The sequence below is a fragment of the Psychrobacter sp. UBA3483 genome, assembly GCF_002377905.1.
Taxonomy (GTDB): domain Bacteria; phylum Pseudomonadota; class Gammaproteobacteria; order Pseudomonadales; family Moraxellaceae; genus Psychrobacter.
In genome coordinates, this window is record NZ_DFQS01000018.1 from 25,952 (window position 1) to 43,591 (window position 17,640).

14 protein-coding genes are annotated in these 17,640 nt (G+C 43.5%); 7 read left to right on the plus strand and 7 right to left on the minus strand.

The window, feature by feature from the left end:
- Positions 1-190: 190 nt before the first annotated feature.
- The 4 genes from B2866_RS03230 to B2866_RS03245 all read right to left on the minus strand — a co-directional run bounded on the left by B2866_RS03230 (position 191) and on the right by B2866_RS03245 (position 4,616).
- Positions 191-775, minus strand: a complete 585-nt coding sequence (locus B2866_RS03230) for a hypothetical protein (protein ID WP_102077292.1) — start codon at positions 773-775, stop codon at positions 191-193.
- A gap of 44 nt (positions 776-819) precedes the next feature.
- Entirely contained in the window at positions 820-1,776 is a 957-nt protein-coding gene (gene ispE / locus B2866_RS03235) for a 4-(cytidine 5'-diphospho)-2-C-methyl-D-erythritol kinase (RefSeq protein WP_296190672.1), read from the minus strand.
- A 57-nt stretch (positions 1,777-1,833) separates the two neighbouring features.
- Positions 1,834-2,469 carry a lipoprotein insertase outer membrane protein LolB gene (lolB, locus tag B2866_RS03240; protein ID WP_296190674.1) on the minus strand — a complete coding sequence of 212 codons (636 nt, stop codon included), beginning with the start codon at positions 2,467-2,469 and terminating at the stop codon, positions 1,834-1,836.
- A gap of 224 nt (positions 2,470-2,693) precedes the next feature.
- Positions 2,694-4,616, minus strand: coding sequence for a tetratricopeptide repeat protein (locus B2866_RS03245; RefSeq protein WP_296190676.1), 1,923 nt, complete (start codon positions 4,614-4,616; stop codon positions 2,694-2,696).
- 571 nt (positions 4,617-5,187) lie between these two features.
- On the opposite strand from B2866_RS03245, the gene hemA reads away from it, so the two are divergent.
- The 4 genes from hemA (at position 5,188) to B2866_RS03265 (ending at position 9,408) form a co-directional block, all read left to right on the plus strand.
- Positions 5,188-6,570 carry a glutamyl-tRNA reductase gene (gene hemA / locus B2866_RS03250; RefSeq protein WP_296190678.1) on the plus strand — a complete coding sequence of 461 codons (1,383 nt, stop codon included), beginning with the start codon at positions 5,188-5,190 and terminating at the stop codon, positions 6,568-6,570.
- Between the two features lie 609 nt (positions 6,571-7,179).
- The gene (locus tag B2866_RS03255) at positions 7,180-8,313 is read left to right on the plus strand and encodes an aminotransferase class V-fold PLP-dependent enzyme (RefSeq protein WP_296190680.1); all 1,134 of its coding nucleotides are present in this window, start codon (positions 7,180-7,182) and stop codon (positions 8,311-8,313) included.
- Between the two features lie 172 nt (positions 8,314-8,485).
- Complete coding sequence (locus tag B2866_RS03260; protein WP_296190682.1) at positions 8,486-8,923, plus strand: YeeE/YedE family protein; 438 nt, start codon at positions 8,486-8,488, stop codon at positions 8,921-8,923.
- Positions 8,924-8,988: 65 nt separating this feature from the next.
- On the plus strand, positions 8,989-9,408 hold the full coding sequence (locus tag B2866_RS03265; protein ID WP_296190684.1) for a DUF6691 family protein: 420 nt from the start codon (positions 8,989-8,991) through the stop codon (positions 9,406-9,408).
- A gap of 257 nt (positions 9,409-9,665) precedes the next feature.
- Here B2866_RS03265 and B2866_RS03270 read toward each other — a convergent pair whose 3' ends face one another.
- Positions 9,666-11,327, minus strand: coding sequence for an AMP-binding protein (locus tag B2866_RS03270; RefSeq protein ID WP_296190686.1), 1,662 nt, complete (start codon positions 11,325-11,327; stop codon positions 9,666-9,668).
- A gap of 384 nt (positions 11,328-11,711) precedes the next feature.
- Between B2866_RS03270 and B2866_RS03275 the strand changes: the two genes are divergently transcribed.
- Complete coding sequence (locus B2866_RS03275) at positions 11,712-13,847, plus strand: NADPH-dependent 2,4-dienoyl-CoA reductase (protein WP_296190688.1); 2,136 nt, start codon at positions 11,712-11,714, stop codon at positions 13,845-13,847.
- 181 nt (positions 13,848-14,028) lie between these two features.
- Positions 14,029-14,313, plus strand: coding sequence for a hypothetical protein (locus B2866_RS03280; protein ID WP_296190690.1), 285 nt, complete (start codon positions 14,029-14,031; stop codon positions 14,311-14,313).
- A 92-nt stretch (positions 14,314-14,405) separates the two neighbouring features.
- On the opposite strand, the gene B2866_RS03285 is transcribed toward B2866_RS03280, so the two are convergent.
- Positions 14,406-15,728 (minus strand): hypothetical protein, encoded by a 1,323-nt coding sequence (locus B2866_RS03285; RefSeq protein WP_296190691.1) that lies wholly within the window; start codon positions 15,726-15,728, stop codon positions 14,406-14,408.
- A 129-nt stretch (positions 15,729-15,857) separates the two neighbouring features.
- A complete protein-coding gene (locus B2866_RS03290) occupies positions 15,858-16,877 on the minus strand; it encodes a lipoate--protein ligase (RefSeq protein ID WP_296190693.1) in 1,020 nt (339 codons plus the stop codon).
- 233 nt (positions 16,878-17,110) lie between these two features.
- On the opposite strand from B2866_RS03290, the gene B2866_RS03295 reads away from it, so the two are divergent.
- A complete protein-coding gene (locus B2866_RS03295; RefSeq protein WP_296190694.1) occupies positions 17,111-17,557 on the plus strand; it encodes a hypothetical protein in 447 nt (148 codons plus the stop codon).
- The last annotated feature ends 83 nt before the right edge of the window (positions 17,558-17,640 follow it).

Genomic DNA, 17,640 nt, shown 5'->3' on the forward strand with positions numbered 1-17,640 from the left:
CTTACCAACTTGGCTATACCCCTATTGAGGCGACCTATTATAAATAAGTTTTCAGAATTTGCAAGGTCTTTAGGCGTTTTTATGGCTTTTATTCGAAACTAAGTGAATTAGCCTGAGTTGCATCGCTACTATTGTAGTGAATAGAGGTCTTTTTATTAAGCTTGTCAATCGTAAGCTAATGCTGTGCGAGTTACTTTTGTACGAGAGGATTGACCACTCTACCACTCATAAATATTGCAGGTTCCGTCAAACAAGTTGTATTCTCTGGGTCTTCGATGACAATATCACCTTTTCGTAAATAGTAACTACCTATACGCTCTTTAATTATACCGCTAGTGACAACCTCCTCACCGAGCTTAACTTTGGTTCCATTTAGAGAAATGGCTTGTTCATTCTCAAAAAGAATCGCTCTATCGGGATAAAAAATAGGACTAAGATACTCATTGTTATTTTTTACAAAGTATAAGCAGTTATTTTTGATAATGTATTTACCTTTGAAAACAAAGTTTATCTCTCGCATTGAAAGAGCCGCGGCATAAGTGAATAGTTCAGTAGGCGAGCTGACTTTGGAATCTTGCTGAGAAACCTCTATATTTTGAGAGTTGTCTTTTACTTTTATGTCTAGTTGTTGTGGCAAAGTTATTTTATCGGATAAGCGATTAGCATGAGATTCATCGTGAGATTTAGATAGTAATGAACACGCAGTCAAATTCGATGATAAGCAAATAAAAACGGTGGCGGTTATTAGACTCTTATTTAGATATGAATGGTTCATATTAATACCAACTTATTTGAGAGTTTGAGTAGGGCACGTCCATCTTACAAACTGCCAACGAGATACCCTGCACAAGGCGCATCCGCAATCCATTTTGCCAACAGCGCCTTATCATCAATAACACTCGCATCCAATGGCAAAAACACGGCGCTACCAGAGCCGGTCATGCGTGCTGTACCGAGTGCCTGTGATTCTAAGCCTTGCAAATACTGTAACGCTGCATCGACAGCCGGAGCGAGGCTCGTCACCACTGGCGTAAAGACATTGTGATAAGGCGAGTTTAAATGTTGCACATACTCATTGTACTGGCTTTGGATGGTTGCAATCGATAGCGGGGCGATATCTCGTCGTAGCTTTGGATGCGCGAACAGTTTAGCAGTACTCACATGCGCGTTCGGGGTTAAGACTAAATATTGCTGCTCGGGCAAATCAATGGCGGACAGCACCTCGCCAATACCCATGGCAATGGCATCTTGCCCAAAGATAAATATCGGCACATCGGCGCCAATGCTTGTGCCAATTCTTATCAGCTCATGTTGAGTAAGATTTAGCTGCCAAATCTCATTTAAGACTAATAATGTCATTGCGGCATTAGAAGAGCCACCGCCCAAGCCTGCACCCATCGGTAGGTGTTTATCTAAGGTAATTTGTACTGGCGCCAGCTGCTGAGGTAGTCTGTTTGCGTGAATGGCAAATGCCAATAATGCACGGGCAGCTTTAAAAATCAGATTGTCATCGATACTGCTGGTTATGGTGTCGGCACCAGAAAGCGTTAGCAGCTGACGACAAAGCTTAGCAGCGTCGAAGGTATTATCTATAATAGAAAGTGCCGCATCGTCTACAAGCGTAAAATGCAGATAGTCGCCCCAGTCGAGCAGGCGAAAGACGGTTTGCAGATCATGATAGCCATCAGCGCGCTTGCCGGTGATATGCAAAAATAAATTAATCTTTGCCGGGGATAAGCGCGTGATAACCGACGTTGCGGTAGTGCGTTGAGTCATAAATATACGTCTTTATGAGTTGTGCGTAAAGATAACAATACGTTCTGCGTATGGCTACTATTTTTGATGATCGATGGTCATTACCACTTTATTGCCTTGTGACTGCACGGCGCTGATTTTGTTTGGCAGTTTATCGTTGCCTTTATAAGTAAAGTTCGCTTGCCATTCACCATTTACCGAGCTAATCAAACGATTTTGGTCATCAAGCTGTGGCGCGCTGTCTGAAGGCGCTGGGCGACCCGATATCCAATACGGCATTTGTGAAATCGGCGCTTGCCAGCCTGTGGCTTTTTTGAGCAAGGTTTCAGGGTCAGCGGCAGTTAACGTGCCGGTTTTTTCACTGATTAAAGTTGCTGTTTGACCATTATATTCGATATTGGTTTTGCCAATGCCGAGCGCGCCAATTAATTCGATAGCAAAGCGGTCATTTTGTTGTCCCCATGCATAAAACGCACTACCGCCTTGGTTTCCTGAATTGTCCTTACTAGGTGTGGTAACGCCGATCTTGCCCGTGATATTAAAGTTTTCAAGCTTCTTAGGTTGTTCAGGTTTCTGACCTTGTACCGTGCCGATAGGCTGGTTGGTAGCATTGGCGGTTTTTAACGACTGACAACCGGAGGTGATAACCATCGCGGCTGCCATCGCAGCGAGTAACGACAGTTTATTGGGTTGGCTTTTTTTTAATACTGACATGATATATCCTCAAAAATAGACAATTTTTAACGGTGCTGATTTTAATCAAAGATCAAATGAAACAATAAGGTAAAACAATAAGCAGTTAGCTTAAACATGCTTTGTTACGCGCTGATGCGTGGCTGTTCATTTCTTATAACTGGCTTGTAGTTTTTAGCGTAAGCGTTTTTTATTTTTATGCGCATTTTATGATCAGTATTCAATAAGCCTTAAGCAAAAGCGTATTAATAAAGCTGTATACGGTCATTGACGTTGCGCTGCCCAAATGAAAAACGCTCTTGCAACTCAGCAAGCAAAGCCTCAACCTTTTCATTATCGCCTAGCCCTTGATAAGCGCGCAGCAGTAGCGTGCCAGAACGCAGGGTTGGAAAAACGTCGTACGGTGTTTGTAGATAATCGATAACTTGTTGATAGTTTTCAGTTGCTAGAGCATTGGCGGCGAGCACGTTCAATGCTTGCAGGTGTAGCTCATTGTCATAGCGCGGGTCATCATAACGGATTTGGATAATAGCCGTTGCTAGCGCCAAACCTTGCTCAGAGCTGCGCTCATTAGCGAGCAATAATTGCGCGTAGCTAAGCTGATAGGAGAGGTTGCTTGGGTCGAGTGTTTGCAAATGGTTCAATAATGTGCGCTTAACGATATAATCGTCTTTGTCGTCAAGCAGCTGCGCGCGGGCAAATAATAGCATCTCATTATTAGGATACTTACGGCTGGCGCGCGTTAATAACCGTAGCGCCTCCTCGGATTCATTTTGCTGCCACAAGATATCCGCTTGCATGACAAAGCTGTCAGGCGCGAAGATAGCAAAGTCTTTACGCAGCTTCTCTAGGGTAGCGATGGCGGCATCAACGTCATCGTTCAGGAGCTCAAATGACACCACTTTTCGCCGCGCTTCTAACACCAAGTCCTCTTGCATCACACCATTGAGATAGTATTTTGCTTGCTCAAAGCGCTGCTGGCGCTCGGCACTGATACCAAGGTAGTAATAGGCTTGGTCAAGATAAGCCGGATTTTTAGCCAAGATATTCAGTAGCTGGTCAGCGCTGGCGTATTCTTCAACGTCCAAGCTCACCAGTGCGGCGAGCAAAGTGATTTCGTCATCGTCAGCAAAGCGCTCATGAGCGTCAAGTAATAACTGCCAAGCCTGCTCGCTTTGGCGCAAATCAAGTAAGTAGCGAATCTCATACAAGTATAAGCTCTTGCTATCAGGGTTACGTAGGCGCGCTTGGCTAAGATAATCAAGCACAGCTTTTGATGGCATCGTCTTGCGCAATATGTCTGCTTTTAAAGTAATAAAAGGCACATAATCTGGCTGACGCGCGAGCGCACGATCGATGTGGACAATGGCAATCTCAGGCTCATCAAACTGATACAGCAAACCGGCTTTTAATACCGATAGCGAAGCGTTTTGCTCGCTATCGATGGGTTGCAGGGCAGCGAGTAGCTCGCGTTTATCTTCATCGGTATTGGGATAAATGCCAATCAGTATCTCGCTCAGATCGGCTCGCGGGTCATAGCTTAAAATGCGATTTAGGGTGGCGCCCGCCAATTCATAATCGTGCGCGCGCAGGGCCAAATGCGCCACATAAAACCAAGCGGGCACGTGGTCGGGGTTTTGGTCTTGCCAAGTTTTGGCAAAGCGCAGCGAATCCTCAACGCTCTCATTACGTAAAGATAAGCTTAGCGCGCGCTCAAATACTGCGGTTGCATCTTGCTTAAAAGATTGCTGCTTATAAATAGTCAGCGCGCGCTTATTGTCATCGCGATCTGCGGCAAACTCGGCATCCAACAGCGCGTATAAACTTGGCTCGCCAAGCTCAGATTGGGCTGGGCTAAAAGCTGCTAGATTGCTTGCATCAGTACTGCTTTCTGTTGACTGAGATTGCTCAGTAGACGACGGTTGAGAAGGTATTTCATGAGCAGTATAACCAATGATATCGCTTTTCTTGGCTGGTGAAGATTTAGGCGAATTGGTCAAATCAGTGTTTAATATGGGTGCGGTCAACGCTGGGCTGAGATATTTGGCGTGGGCGGGTAATCCTAGGCATAAGCAAATGGCCAACGACAACGTTAGCTTATAACGCTGGCATAGGCGCTCAATGGTGGCTTGCAATAAAGCGCGGAGGCGAGATTGATCATTATACATAGGTTGCAATCTGAAGGATGACCCAAAAAATCTAGCGAGCAATATTTTCCTATTAGTGTAATGGCAGTATAACAGGAGGATTTTATTGTCATTATTTTAAATAAATATTTGTCATTGCCATTATAAGAGCAGATGAAAGCGATAAACAATAGCGCCTGTGTTACTCAAATACTAACAATATTTAGGCGATTAAGTAATGACAATAAATGAATTTAAACAACTTGTGATAGCTTAGTCACTCAATAGTAAGTCAGCACTGCTAAATTAGATAAATAATACTGGCACTTATTTTAAAAGCCATCACAGCAGTTGATTTATCATCGCCATGCCCTGATACAGACAAATACCAACGTCCAGCGCTGCTTGTTAAATAAAGCCAGCAATAATGATATAATAGGCGCTTTTTAGGCGTTTATATTGATAATGGTTTATTAAAGACGTTTTTTCACAGACAGTTTATCAAGCGCTGTCTGTGAAAAACTGTTTTTTAGCACTGCTGATTGAATAGGTTTTTTCACATTCTAAAAGCGTTTGGCTGGCAGGTAAACGTTATATTTATGGTCTATCAATAATGAGATTAGTGGTCATTGGGGTCAATCACAAAACCGCACCAGTCGCTCTGCGAGAGCGCTTGGCGCTTGTCGGTGACGATGTGAATATTGCCCTTCAGCAGCTAGAGCGCTTTACCGATGGTAGCGTGATTGTCTCGACGTGCAACCGTACTGAGATTTATGCACTCGTCCCACAAGTCTCAGCATCGTCAGAATCAGGCGTGTCTTTAGCAGAGAAGCAAACTGCCATCACCAGCCATAATGCTGTCAGTACTCAGCCTTCTGCCGCGACAATCAGCGCACATATCTTAAAAATTAAAGTGTGGCTGGCGGATTTTAAGCAGTTACCTTTGGACGAGATTGATCCTTATCTGTATGTGCACCGTGATACTCATGCGCTGACCCATTGGTTACGAGTGGCTGCTGGTCTTGACTCGATGATATTGGGTGAGCCGCAGATACTCGGTCAAATAAAACGTTCTGTGCATTTGGCGCAAGATCAAAAAGCACTCAGCAATCAGCTCGGCTGGATTGTTGACCAAGTATTTGCTGCTGCCAAACGCGTGCGTAACGAAACCAAAGTCGGCGCTCAAGCGGTGTCGCTAAGCTATGCGGCCGCCAAACTGGTGACGCAGATATTTGATGATTTGCCCAGTCGGACGCTATTGGTGGTCGCAGCTGGTGAGATGAATCGCTTGGTGGCAACTCATATCGCTGGGCTTGGGGTCGGGCGGGTCATTATTTGTAACCGCAATCCTGAGCGCGCCGAAGCGTTGGCCGCCGAATTGCGTCGACCCGAGCGTATGGTAGAAGTGAAATCGCTGCAAGAGTTACCGCAAGTATTGGCAGAGGCTGATATCGTCAGTAGTTGTAGCGGCAGTATGGATATATTGATTGATAAGACCATGACCTTGCGCGCGCTTAAAAGCCGCCGTTATCAGCCGATGCTGATGATTGACTTGGCCGTACCGCGCGATATCGACTCGACCATTAGCCGTATTGATGATGTTTATCTGTATTCTGTCGATGACTTGCAACACGTGATTGCTGGTAATATTGAGCAGCGCAGGCAAGCAGCGGTCGATGCTGAGCTGCTCGTCAGTCAATTAGTGGTTGAGATGGATCGGCGCTTTCAAGTGCGCCAAGTCGGCAAAGAGATTCAACAATATCGCGCGCGCACCCATGATCAAGTCGATAAGCTGCTGCATGAATCCATTGCTAAGCTGCAACAAGATAATGCCAGCCCTGAAGACATTATCACTGAACTGTCGCGGCGTTTGACCCAGACGCTGACCCATGCGCCATCGAAGTTGATGCGCAAAGCGGCACGCGAAGGTGACAATGAGCTCCTAGATTTTGTGGTCTCTGGATTACAAGACGCACATCGCGGTCGCCGCCAGTAACCATAGCACTTTGTAACTTTTTATCAATGTAGCTATTTATCAATGTAACTGTCTATCAATTTTTCTACTATTTCTCTTAAAAGCGTTTCTTTGCAAACCGTTTCTCTGAAAAAGTCATCACTTAGTTAAGCAGGGCACTTACGCAAACCTAGCGTTGTCAACCTGCATTATCAGTGCTAATATCAAGTTGTTATGAGTATATTAAGTGATGATAATTTTTGGTTATATGGCGCGGTCATTTTCAATTAGCCTTTAATCAATTGGTTTTGACTTTTTTTAAAGCTTAATTTTATCAACCCTTTCTTAATATTTTCTCATCTTATTAATTCTCAGTATTTATGATTCAATAGGCTGTCAACGCGTGGTCATGATATTGTCGCGCCTATTGATGGTCTGTAGTACTGTTTAAAATAAAAAATAAAGCGCACAAGACAGACTTGTTAGCGGCAATAGCGCTAGGATAAAGCGTTATATCGTCAATCTTGCGTCATACTCTCGACTATTACTCGATATTAGTGCCCCATTAATACTATTTATAGTAGTATTTGGGCAGTTGTAACTAAAGTTTAAAAATAACTATATTCCCTAACTATAAACTAGGAGCGTCCTATGACTGCATTACGTCAAGATATTGATCCAAACGGCTTATTAGAATACTCGGTGGTCTATACTGACCGCGCCTTAAACCACATGTCAAAAGTCTTTCAGCAAGTGATGAATGACTTATCTAGCAACCTAAAGTCAGTCTATAACGCAGATGCGGTGGCGATTGTACCGGGTTCTGGCACTTATGGGATGGAAGCCGTGGCGCGTCAATTGGCCAATGATGAAGACTGCCTGATTATCCGTAACGGTTGGTTTAGCTATCGCTGGACGCAAATTTTAGACAAAGGCAACATTGCCAAATCATCAACGGTATTGACTGCCAATCGTGAAGAGGGTGATACCCCAAAGCCGTTTTCTCCAGTTGCTATCGATGAAGCGGTTGCTAAAATTAAAGCAGAAAAACCCGCCATGGTTTTTGCTCCACATGTTGAAACCTCATCTGGTATTATTTTATCAGAAGACTATATCAAAGCATTGAGCGATGCCGTCCATAGCATTGGTGGTCTATTAGTCATTGACTGTATCGCTTCAGGTTGCGTCTGGCTCGATATGAAAGATTTGGGCATTGACGTGCTTATCAGCGCGCCGCAAAAAGGCTGGAGCAGCACACCGGGTGCAGGTTTGGTGATGCTCAGCGCCGCGGCTGTGCAAAAAGTAGACAGCACCGAGTCTGATAGCTTTAGCTTAGATTTAAAACAGTGGTTAAACATCATGCGCGCCTATGAAAATGGCGGTCACGCTTATCATGCAACCATGCCAACCGATAGCTTACGCCAGTTCCGCGATGCTATTAATGAAGCTAAGGAAGTCGGTTTTGATAAACTTTGCGAGGCGCAGTGGGAGCTTGGTAAGCGTATTCGTAAAGTATTGGCAGACAAAGGCATTGAAAGCGTGGCGGCAGAAGGTTTTGAAGCACCGGGCGTTGTCGTTGCTTATACCGACCGTGATGATATGCATAAAGGTAGCGCCTTTGCTGAAGCTGGCATGCAAATCGCCGCTGGCGTTCCGCTACAAGTAGGCGAACCTGAGAACTTTAAAACTTTCCGCTTAGGTCTATTTGGTCTTGATAAATTGACCGATGTTGACGGTGCGGTACAACGTTTTGAGAAAGCGCTTGATGCAGTGTTGGCTAAATAGCTTCTTTATTTTAAAAGAAGGTTTAACCTAACAACGGCGTAACATCAATACTGAACCTATTAAAAAAATAGGCTCAGTATTTTTTTACCTTTTTATTATATTTTATTATATAATGTATTTATATAAAACGAATATATTTTATTTTTGATAAAAATTGGCTTAGGTAAACATTATGAGTATACAAATAGACTGGCAGGCATTTACGCCAATCTCCTTGGTAGGCGGGCTGATACTAGGGATGGCGACTGTCATTTTGCTATTGGGTATTGGCCGTATCGCGGGGATTAGTGGTATTTTCTCAAGCCTCTTAAAACCCAAACGCGTCGAGATGTGGCAGATATTATTTATCGCCGGTCTTGTTATCTCGCCGTTATTATATCGTTTGGTTAAGCCGTTACCAGTGCTAGAAATCAGCACCTCTATACCGTTATTAATTATGGCAGGTTTGCTGGTCGGTTTTGGCACGCGTTTAGGTTCTGGTTGTACCAGTGGTCATGGTATCTGCGGTAATGCGCGCTTGTCACCACGCTCGATGGCGGCGACGGTGACCTTTATGTTGTTTGGTATTGTGACGGTTTATCTTGGTCGCCATGTCTTGGGCTTGATTTAAAAGTCATATAGACAGCACATCATTTATAAGCGCTTGAGTAAATAGTTTGAGTATGGGGCACAATAATGTTAAAAAATATGATTGGATTACTGGCAGGGCTATTATTTGGCTTTGGACTGCTGATATCAGGGATGACTGACCCTGCTAAAGTACAAGGGTTTTTAGACGTCTTTGGTGCATGGGATATCTCCCTCGCACTGGTAATGGGCGGCGGACTGGCGGTGGCTATAGTCGGTGTGCAATTGGCTAAGCGGCAAAAGAATAGTTGGATTGGCACCTTGATTGAGATGCCAACCAAAACCACCATCAATAAAAAACTGCTCATCGGGGCAATGCTATTCGGTATCGGTTGGGGCTTGGTTGGCATTTGCCCAGGACCGGGTATCGTGCTGCTTGGGACAGGACAATGGCAAGCGTATGTTTTTATCCCAGCGATGATAATCGGTATGCTGGTGTATCAATGGCTTAAGCCAAAGCTTGATTAGTCGTTTGGTATAGTCAGTCCTAAATAAAATCAGTACCAGTGTTATAACGCGCTACTGGTATTCATTTTCCTTGCTTGCTGTGCCTACGCAGACAGAGGCTGCGCAAAATGAATACCAGTGGCTCTGTGTTCATGTTATAGCGGACTGCCTATAATAATAAGCTTTACGTTTTTAATTCAAGAAAAAAGGGTCAGCCTAATGATTAGACTGACCCTTTTTTATGCAAATTGCTCAAAGTGCAAGTTTTTCAAAAGCTATTATTTAGCGCTAGCCGTGACTTTTGGCGTTTCGTGCGCCAATGATTTAGCGGCTTGGCGTAGCTCAAACTTTTGTACTTTACCGGTACTGGTTTTCGGGATTTCAGCAAAGATAATATATTTAGGCACTTTAAAGCCAGCCAAATACTGCTTGCAGTGCTCCATGACGGTATCGCGCTGTAAGGTGCTGCCTTCATGAATTTCGATAAAGGCGACGGGTACTTCGCCCCATTTATCATGCGGCGCGGCGACGACGGCACAGCTTTGGATTTCTGGCATTTTATATAAGACGTTTTCGACCTCGATACTAGAGATATTTTCGCCACCTGAGATGATGTCTTTGAGCCTGTCCATGATTTTGATATAGCCGTCAGGGTATTTGACGCCCAAATCACCGGTACGGAACCAGCCATCAGCAAAGGCTTCTTCGGTCGCTTTACGGCTTTTTAGGTAGCCTTTCATCACCATGTTACCGCGCAGTGCCAGCTCGCCCATCTCTTCTCCATCGGCGGCAACGGGATCAGTAGTCCCTTGTTTAAAGACTTCAAAGCCTGTCATCAAATGCGAGGTCACCCCTTGACGTGATTTCTTTTGCGCACGAGCTGCGACATCAAGCGCATTCCATTCTTCTTGCTCAGCGCAGACAGTAACCGGCCCATACACTTCAGTCAGACCATAAACGTGCGAGATATGAAAACCCATGGCTTCCATAGCCGCGAGCATGGTTTCAGATGGCGGCGCCCCAGCGACCCAGCCGTTCACTTCATGATTAATGGCTTCTTTATATTCAGCTTTGCCGCCCGCAATCATATTGTGCACCACCGGCGCTGAGCAATAATGGCTGACTTTATATTTGGCAATCAGCTGCAAAATCAAATCAGCGTCAATTTTACGCAAGCAGACGTTGACGCCCGCACGCTCAGCGATGGTCCATGGAAAACACCAACCATTACAATGAAATAATGGCAGCGTCCACAGATACATCGGATGCTTGGGCATATCCCAATCTAAAATGTTGGATACGGCATTGAGCGTGGCACCGCGATGATGATAAACCACGCCTTTGGGTTTGCCCGTGGTGCCAGAGGTATAGTTGAGGGCGATTGCATCCCATTCATCTGTTGGCTTTTCCCAATTATCCAAATTGTCTGAGCTGGCGATTAACTCTTCATAACTCATACTGCCAAAACGCTCGATATCAAGCGCTTTATCGGTCGCATGAATCACGATGAGGTTGGGAAAAGCTTCATCGATAATCTCAGCATGCTCAGCAAACTCGCTGTCTAAAATCAATACTTTGGCCTCTGAGTGTTGCAGACAAAAGGTTAGGGCGTTGATATCCAGTCGGGTATTAAGGGTGCAAAGTACGCCGCCTGACATTGGTACTCCAAAGGCGCATTCGACCATCGCTGGCGTGTTCGGCATCATCACCGCCACCGTGTCGTTTTTATCGATACCCAATTTACGCAGACCATCCGCCAATTGACGACAGCGATCATAAGTCTGTTGCCATGTCTGCGTAAGCTCATTGTGTTCTAAATCGTCGTAGATAATCGCAGTCTTGTCAGGATAAACCTGCGCGCTGCGAATGATAAAATCGATGGGGGTCAGCGGTTGATGGTTGGCAGCATTTTTGCCAAGACCGGTGTGAAAGTCTGTCATGTGGATAGTCCTTTATCGTAATCGTATTGCGGGTATTCGATGATGCCGATTAAGCGAAGCGGCTATTATAGAAGCCGTTGTCATAAAAACAATGGTCATAAAAACGGTTGTTATAAAACGCGTTAAATATTGACAACGCTCACGCTATTATAGCCAATTGTCCCAAAAATTTGGTGGGTTTTATGAGGTCTGCTCAATAAAACCCATAAAGCCGAGTTAAACATTTGACTGTCTAGGATTGGGGTTAATATATTGCTCACTCATCAGTCGCTTGTCCGCATAGCTGATGATAATAGCGGTGTGTTACGATAGCAGCAACGCTAAACCCCGTGACTTTTCTGTTTTCAAAACGTAGTTTGATAATTCATTCATAAGGAAAATGATATGATCGCCAGCCGCACTGCCAATACCATTGAGACCGCCAGCACCAACGAGCACTACCCGCATTTATTTGAGCCGCTCGACTTGGGCTTTACCACACTTAAAAACCGTATGGTAATGGGCTCGATGCATACAGGGCTTGAAGACCGTTTTTATAATTACGGTAAACTGGCGGCCTATTTTGCCGAACGTGCGAAAGGCGGCGTGGCGATGATGATTACCGGTGGTATTTCACCCAATCGCGAAGGCTGGTTGCTCCCTGCTGGCGGTACGATGAACACCCGCGCTGACGTCATTAATCATCAACGTGTCACCCGTGCGGCGCATAAATATGACAGCAAAATCATCATGCAAATCTTGCACAGTGGTCGCTATGGCTATCATCCTTTTGCCGTATCAGCGAGCCCGATTAAATCGCCAATCTCGCCGTTTAAACCGCGTAAGATGAGCATCAAAAATATCGAGCAAACCGTTAAAGACTATGCGCGCTGTGCCAAACTTGCCAAACAAGCAGGTTATGACGGTGTCGAAATCATGGGCTCTGAAGGCTATTTGCTCAATCAGTTTTTATCGCGTCATGTCAATAAACGTACTGACGAATACGGCGGTGATATTCAAAATCGCATGAAGTTTGCGGTCGATGTGGTAAAAGCGGTTCGCGAAGCGACGGGTGAAGATTTTATTATCCTATTCCGCTTGTCAGTGATTGATTTGGTCAAAGACGGTAATGTCATGGATGAAGTCATTACCGTTGCTAAAGCGCTAGAAGAAGCTGGCGTGACCATCATGAATACCGGTATCGGCTGGCATGAAGCGCGTGTTCCAACCATTGTCACTAGCGTACCGCGTGCGGCTTTTGTAGATTTCACTGCTGAGATTAAAAAACATATCAGCATCCCAATGATGGCAGCCAACCGTATCAATATGCCTGAAACCGCTGAAGATATCGTCGCCAGTGGGCAAGCCGACATGATTCAAATGGCGCGTCCGTTTTTAGCGGATCCGCATTGGGTCAACAAAGCTAAAGAAGGCCAAGCCGATCGTATCAATACCTGTATCGCCTGTAACCAAGCCTGTCTTGACCATACTTTTGAAAACAAACGCTCAACGTGTTTGGTCAATCCGCAAGCTTGTTATGAGACAGAATTGGTTTATAAGAAAACTAAGAAACCTAAAAAAGTGGCGGTCATCGGTGGCGGTGTCGCTGGCATGTCAGCCGCTCATGTTGCAGCTTTGCGTGGGCATGACGTCACCCTATTTGAAGCAAAAGATATCTTGGGCGGGCAGTTTAATTATGCCAAGGTTATCCCAGGTAAAGAAGAGTTCTTTGAAACCATTCGCTACTATATCAATGAGCTTGAGCACCTAGGCGTTGAGATTAAACTCAATACCAAAGTTGATAAAGATATGCTCGAGAAGGCTAAATTCCATCATGTTATTGTCGCAACTGGCGTGGTGCCAAGAAGTCTAAAAGGCAAGCTAGAAGGTGCAGATTTACCACAAGTCATCAGTTATGCTGAATTGCTCTCTGGTGAGAAATCCGTTGGCGAAACCGTCGCGGTCATTGGCGCTGGTGGTATCGGCTTTGACGTCAGTGAGTATCTAACTGCTAATCATGGGCAGCCATTAGATGAGCTTGGTCCTGAATTGCTAAAAGACCCAAGCTATCGTCCAAAACCGCAGTCAATTGAAGATTGGCGTGAAGAATGGGGCGTGACGTCTGATACTGATTATCAGACAGATGGCGGCTTGATTAAACCTGAAGGCATTAAACCTGTGCGCCAAGTGTATCTGATGCAGCGTACCAAAGGTCGCTTGGGCAGTGGGCTAAATAAAACCTCGGGCTGGGTACATCGCGCACACGTTAAATCACACGGCGTCATCCAAGTATCAGGTGCGCAGTACGATAAAATCACCAATGAAGGCATTTGGATTACCAATAACCAAGGTCAAAGCCAGTTGCTACGTGTCGATAGCGTCGTGGTCTGTGCTGGTCAAGAGTCAGTGGTTGAACTGATGCCAAACGTTGGCGATGCGCCAGACGCACAATACCATCTCATCGGTGGTGCAAAGCTCGCTGCGGAGCTGGATGCAAAACGCGCTATTCGCGATGGGGCTGAGGTTGCGGCGAGTATTTAAAATTCTAATTTGAATTAAAATTTTAAATTGAAAAGACGGTAGGGGAGGGATCTCCTGTCGTCTACTTGTATCAGCCTTGCTGATGGCTTGCGGACTAAATTTCTCAGTCTTTGAATTAATGCTTGGGCTGCATTTCACACCATCCTACTTAAGCAAGAAAATGAACAACAAGGGAGTTGTAATGGATAAAGACTCGTTAGAAATAAACTGTAAAGTGCATGGTCAGAGTGATTCCTCAGTGGTATGTGGTCATTTAGTCAATAATACAGGTGTCGCATTAGGTTTCATTGAAAACAGTTCTATACCGAGTGATTTTCAAAGCTGGTGCTATGCATGTGAGTTTGTATTTTCTCAAGAGCAAGATATAACAGATGATTTTAAAGCATTTAATCAAATGACAATGGTTTGTGAGCAATGTTATAAGAGTATAAAGCAACATCATGATATTGATATTCCTCGAAGCTAAATTGGCGAGCCTATACTCAGATGTTAACTTAGCTATATTTATAAAATATGGAAGCACGTACAGCCATAAAATTATCTCAATTTAGCGATATTTCACTTTAGCTGTGAAGGTTTTATAGTAAAAATTTGTCTTTCGCTACCATCACATTCCTCTAAAGAAATTCTAGTAGTATGCGTATCCTCTATTAGAGATAAGCAACTAAAATAAGGATTAGAAGATTCCCAGAAATTTTTCTGCCATAACGGTAGTAAGTTATATTTGTTAATGCCAACGGGTAGAAGAGAAAAGTTTTGTCCTGAAAAGTTCCCACAGTCTTTCAGATGCACCTTTTGATCGTCAAATCCCCCATTTATGATATCTAAGCAGCTGGTCTTATCATGTTTTTTCACATTTAATATATATCTTTCTCCCCCATACTTACCTCCATATAATACTTCAAACTGCCAAAGCAGATGTGAATAATTTGGCGTTGAAACATCGTCTACTATTTGAGAGCTATGAGATAAGTTTGTAATGTGAGATTCAATACTATTGCTAATTAAATAGTTTTGATTGGCAGTGATAGGTATATCGAAATGTGTTAAGTTTAAATTTAAACTTTCAAAGTAGTGCATTCTGTTAGGTATGGCTTTAAATACAGCATTTTGGAGATTGCCAATACGTTGTTTTTTATACTTAACTGCATAGTATGCAATCAAACTTTCAGCAAAATCTTCATAATCATTATTTTTCGCATAATAAGAGATATAGTTATTATCCTTCTGCTGCGCTTGTTTCCATAACTGATATTGTGGATTGTCTTTTTTAGAAACAAGGTCATTAAAATAGTTGTGGGTAGCTTCATGAAATAAAGCTTCTTCTATTGAGCCTAACTTTATATGCTCAGCACCGCGTTCCTCAAAAATAATGATGTTATTACTTCCACCCATTAAACCACTATAGTTATTGTGAATAGTGATAGAGTGAGTAGGTTTTCGGAGCGCAGGGGGTATATGACCGAATTGGTTTGCATACTGCAGTGCTTTTAAATATGCATCATGCCATGATCTATCACCATTATCGTAGCTAACCTGAATTTCAATCTTACTACCAGCTAAATAACTGGCTTGAAAAATATAAAATTCACTATAAAGCCACTGTTTAGTTTTTATATCATAATATCTTCTGCTATCAACTATCTTTGGTAAATGACTGTCCTTAGAGTCTAGAAACTCATGATCAGAAAACGAAGGGAAACGAGCCTCAGGAATGTACAACTTATCGAAATCGTTGCTGTCATCTTGATTAATAATATTTTTGCCTAAAGCATAGACGGTACCACCACTGCCATTGCTATGACCAAAAGGGATTGCTTCTGCTAAAGTATTTATGCCTAAGAGTAATAAGCCACCAAGTATAAAACTAATTGCTCTCATGCATTACCTTTTAAAAAATCTCTACACTGTGGACGCGCTAACTTCCATGATTCTATACTTATATTCTATAAACTGTTTTGCCTGTATGTTCCAATTGGTTGTTAATTAAGATTTTCTTTTTATCTGAATCTACCCTTCCATCTCACCAAGCAACCACTCAGACACATCATCAATCTGCGCTGCCAATTCAGGATGCGCTCTGCTGAGCTCATCAAACTTAGCTTTAATATCATGCTTGTCGTACTTAACATCTGCCAGTGATTCTTTTAATAAATCAATTAACTCAACGTTTAGCGCGTCAGAGAAGATGACCACTTCGCGTATCACTGCTTGCTTCACATCAAGGTGTAAATCAATAATGCCCCAATCAAATCGCGTCTCGATATGATGTGTAAATTCAGGCGTCTTGCCAAAGCGCCAATCCCAATCTGCCATCTGCTGATAGTATTTATACAGGTTAGGTTGCTTGGCGAGACTGGCTTCATCCAATTCTTCTACTGGCGTAGTGTCGCCATAATCCGTGTCGCGATAGTATTCACAAAACGCCTCGATAATCGCCTCGGATAAAGCCTCGTGATTGATGTCTGCATTAAAATCAACCAAGTTAGCGACGCGAGCACGCACAGATTTAATACCTTTAGCTTTCAGCTTAAGCGGATGCGGATTGAGATAATCGCCCAGCTTTTGCATGTTGGCATTCACGAGTAATGTGCCATGATGAAAGCTGCGATCAGCCGCGTGTTTAAAGGCGCTACCTGATATTTTCTTATCGCCGACTTGCATGTCGTTACGCCCAGATAAATCCGCCTCTATACCCAATTTTTTTAGCGCGTTGATGATTATGGTAAAGTTTGCTTCTTGGTCGTAGTCGTCTTTAGGCGATAAAAAGGTAAAGTTGGTATTGCCCAAATCATGAAATACCGCGCCGCCGCCACTCTGACGCCGCGCCAAAAACACCTCGTCAGCTTCCATCTTATCGATTTTGCATTCAACCCATGGGTTTTGCGAGCGCCCAATGACCACGGTCTCGCTATTGCGCCATAAGAAGAGAGTGTGCGAGTCTGGGTCGAGTGTATTAAATATCCAATCCTCGGTCGCGAGGTTAAACCAAGGATTGGTCACGACAGACTTTAAGATGCGCAGTTTCATTATTTATCCTTTTTCTCGAATGGTTTTTATAGATTGAGTGTCATAAATAGATACTGTCATTGTTGCTGATGCAAGGTTGGATTTCAATGGGTGTGTGGTATAGGAGCAGTTTAAGTCTGAGGTTTTAAGAAGTTAACTTATTTTTAGTCTTTCTGTTATGATTACGACTGATATTAAGTAACAAATAGCATTGGTTCAAACCAGCTAACCGATGCATAAGAAGAGATTTGGTTATGGATGAAAGGATAAAAAACTTAGACACTCCTAAGAAATGTGAGATTTTTGCTAAAAATGCTTTGAATGCAGGCAGAGAAGATTTGGTAAAACAAGCAGAAGAACGAGCTATTCACTTAAAAGCTGAAAATTATGGTGCTGAAACGTCGGCAGAGAAAGAAGCTATAAAAGCAGTCTATGCTTATGAAGAGGTGCTAAGTGCCAAAAATGGTAAGAAAACACGCGCATCTAGAACTTGGCCAATGATTCAAAAATACGGAATAATTAATGCTGTCGAGCGCGCCGTTGATCGTAAATCTGAGACAAAAGCTTATACCGCATTATTAGAGATGGGCTTGGAAGCCTATGCTTTCGAAGCAGTAATACTTCGCTATCCTGAACTGTTTTCCGACAGTGCTGTAGAAATATCTCAACGACGAATGAGCGAGTGGAAAGAAAATGTTTAAAACAAACACAGTTTTAACTTAGTTGGAGAGTTATGCATGCAAATAGATTTGGCAAATTGGATATAGTCAATCCAAAATAAAAT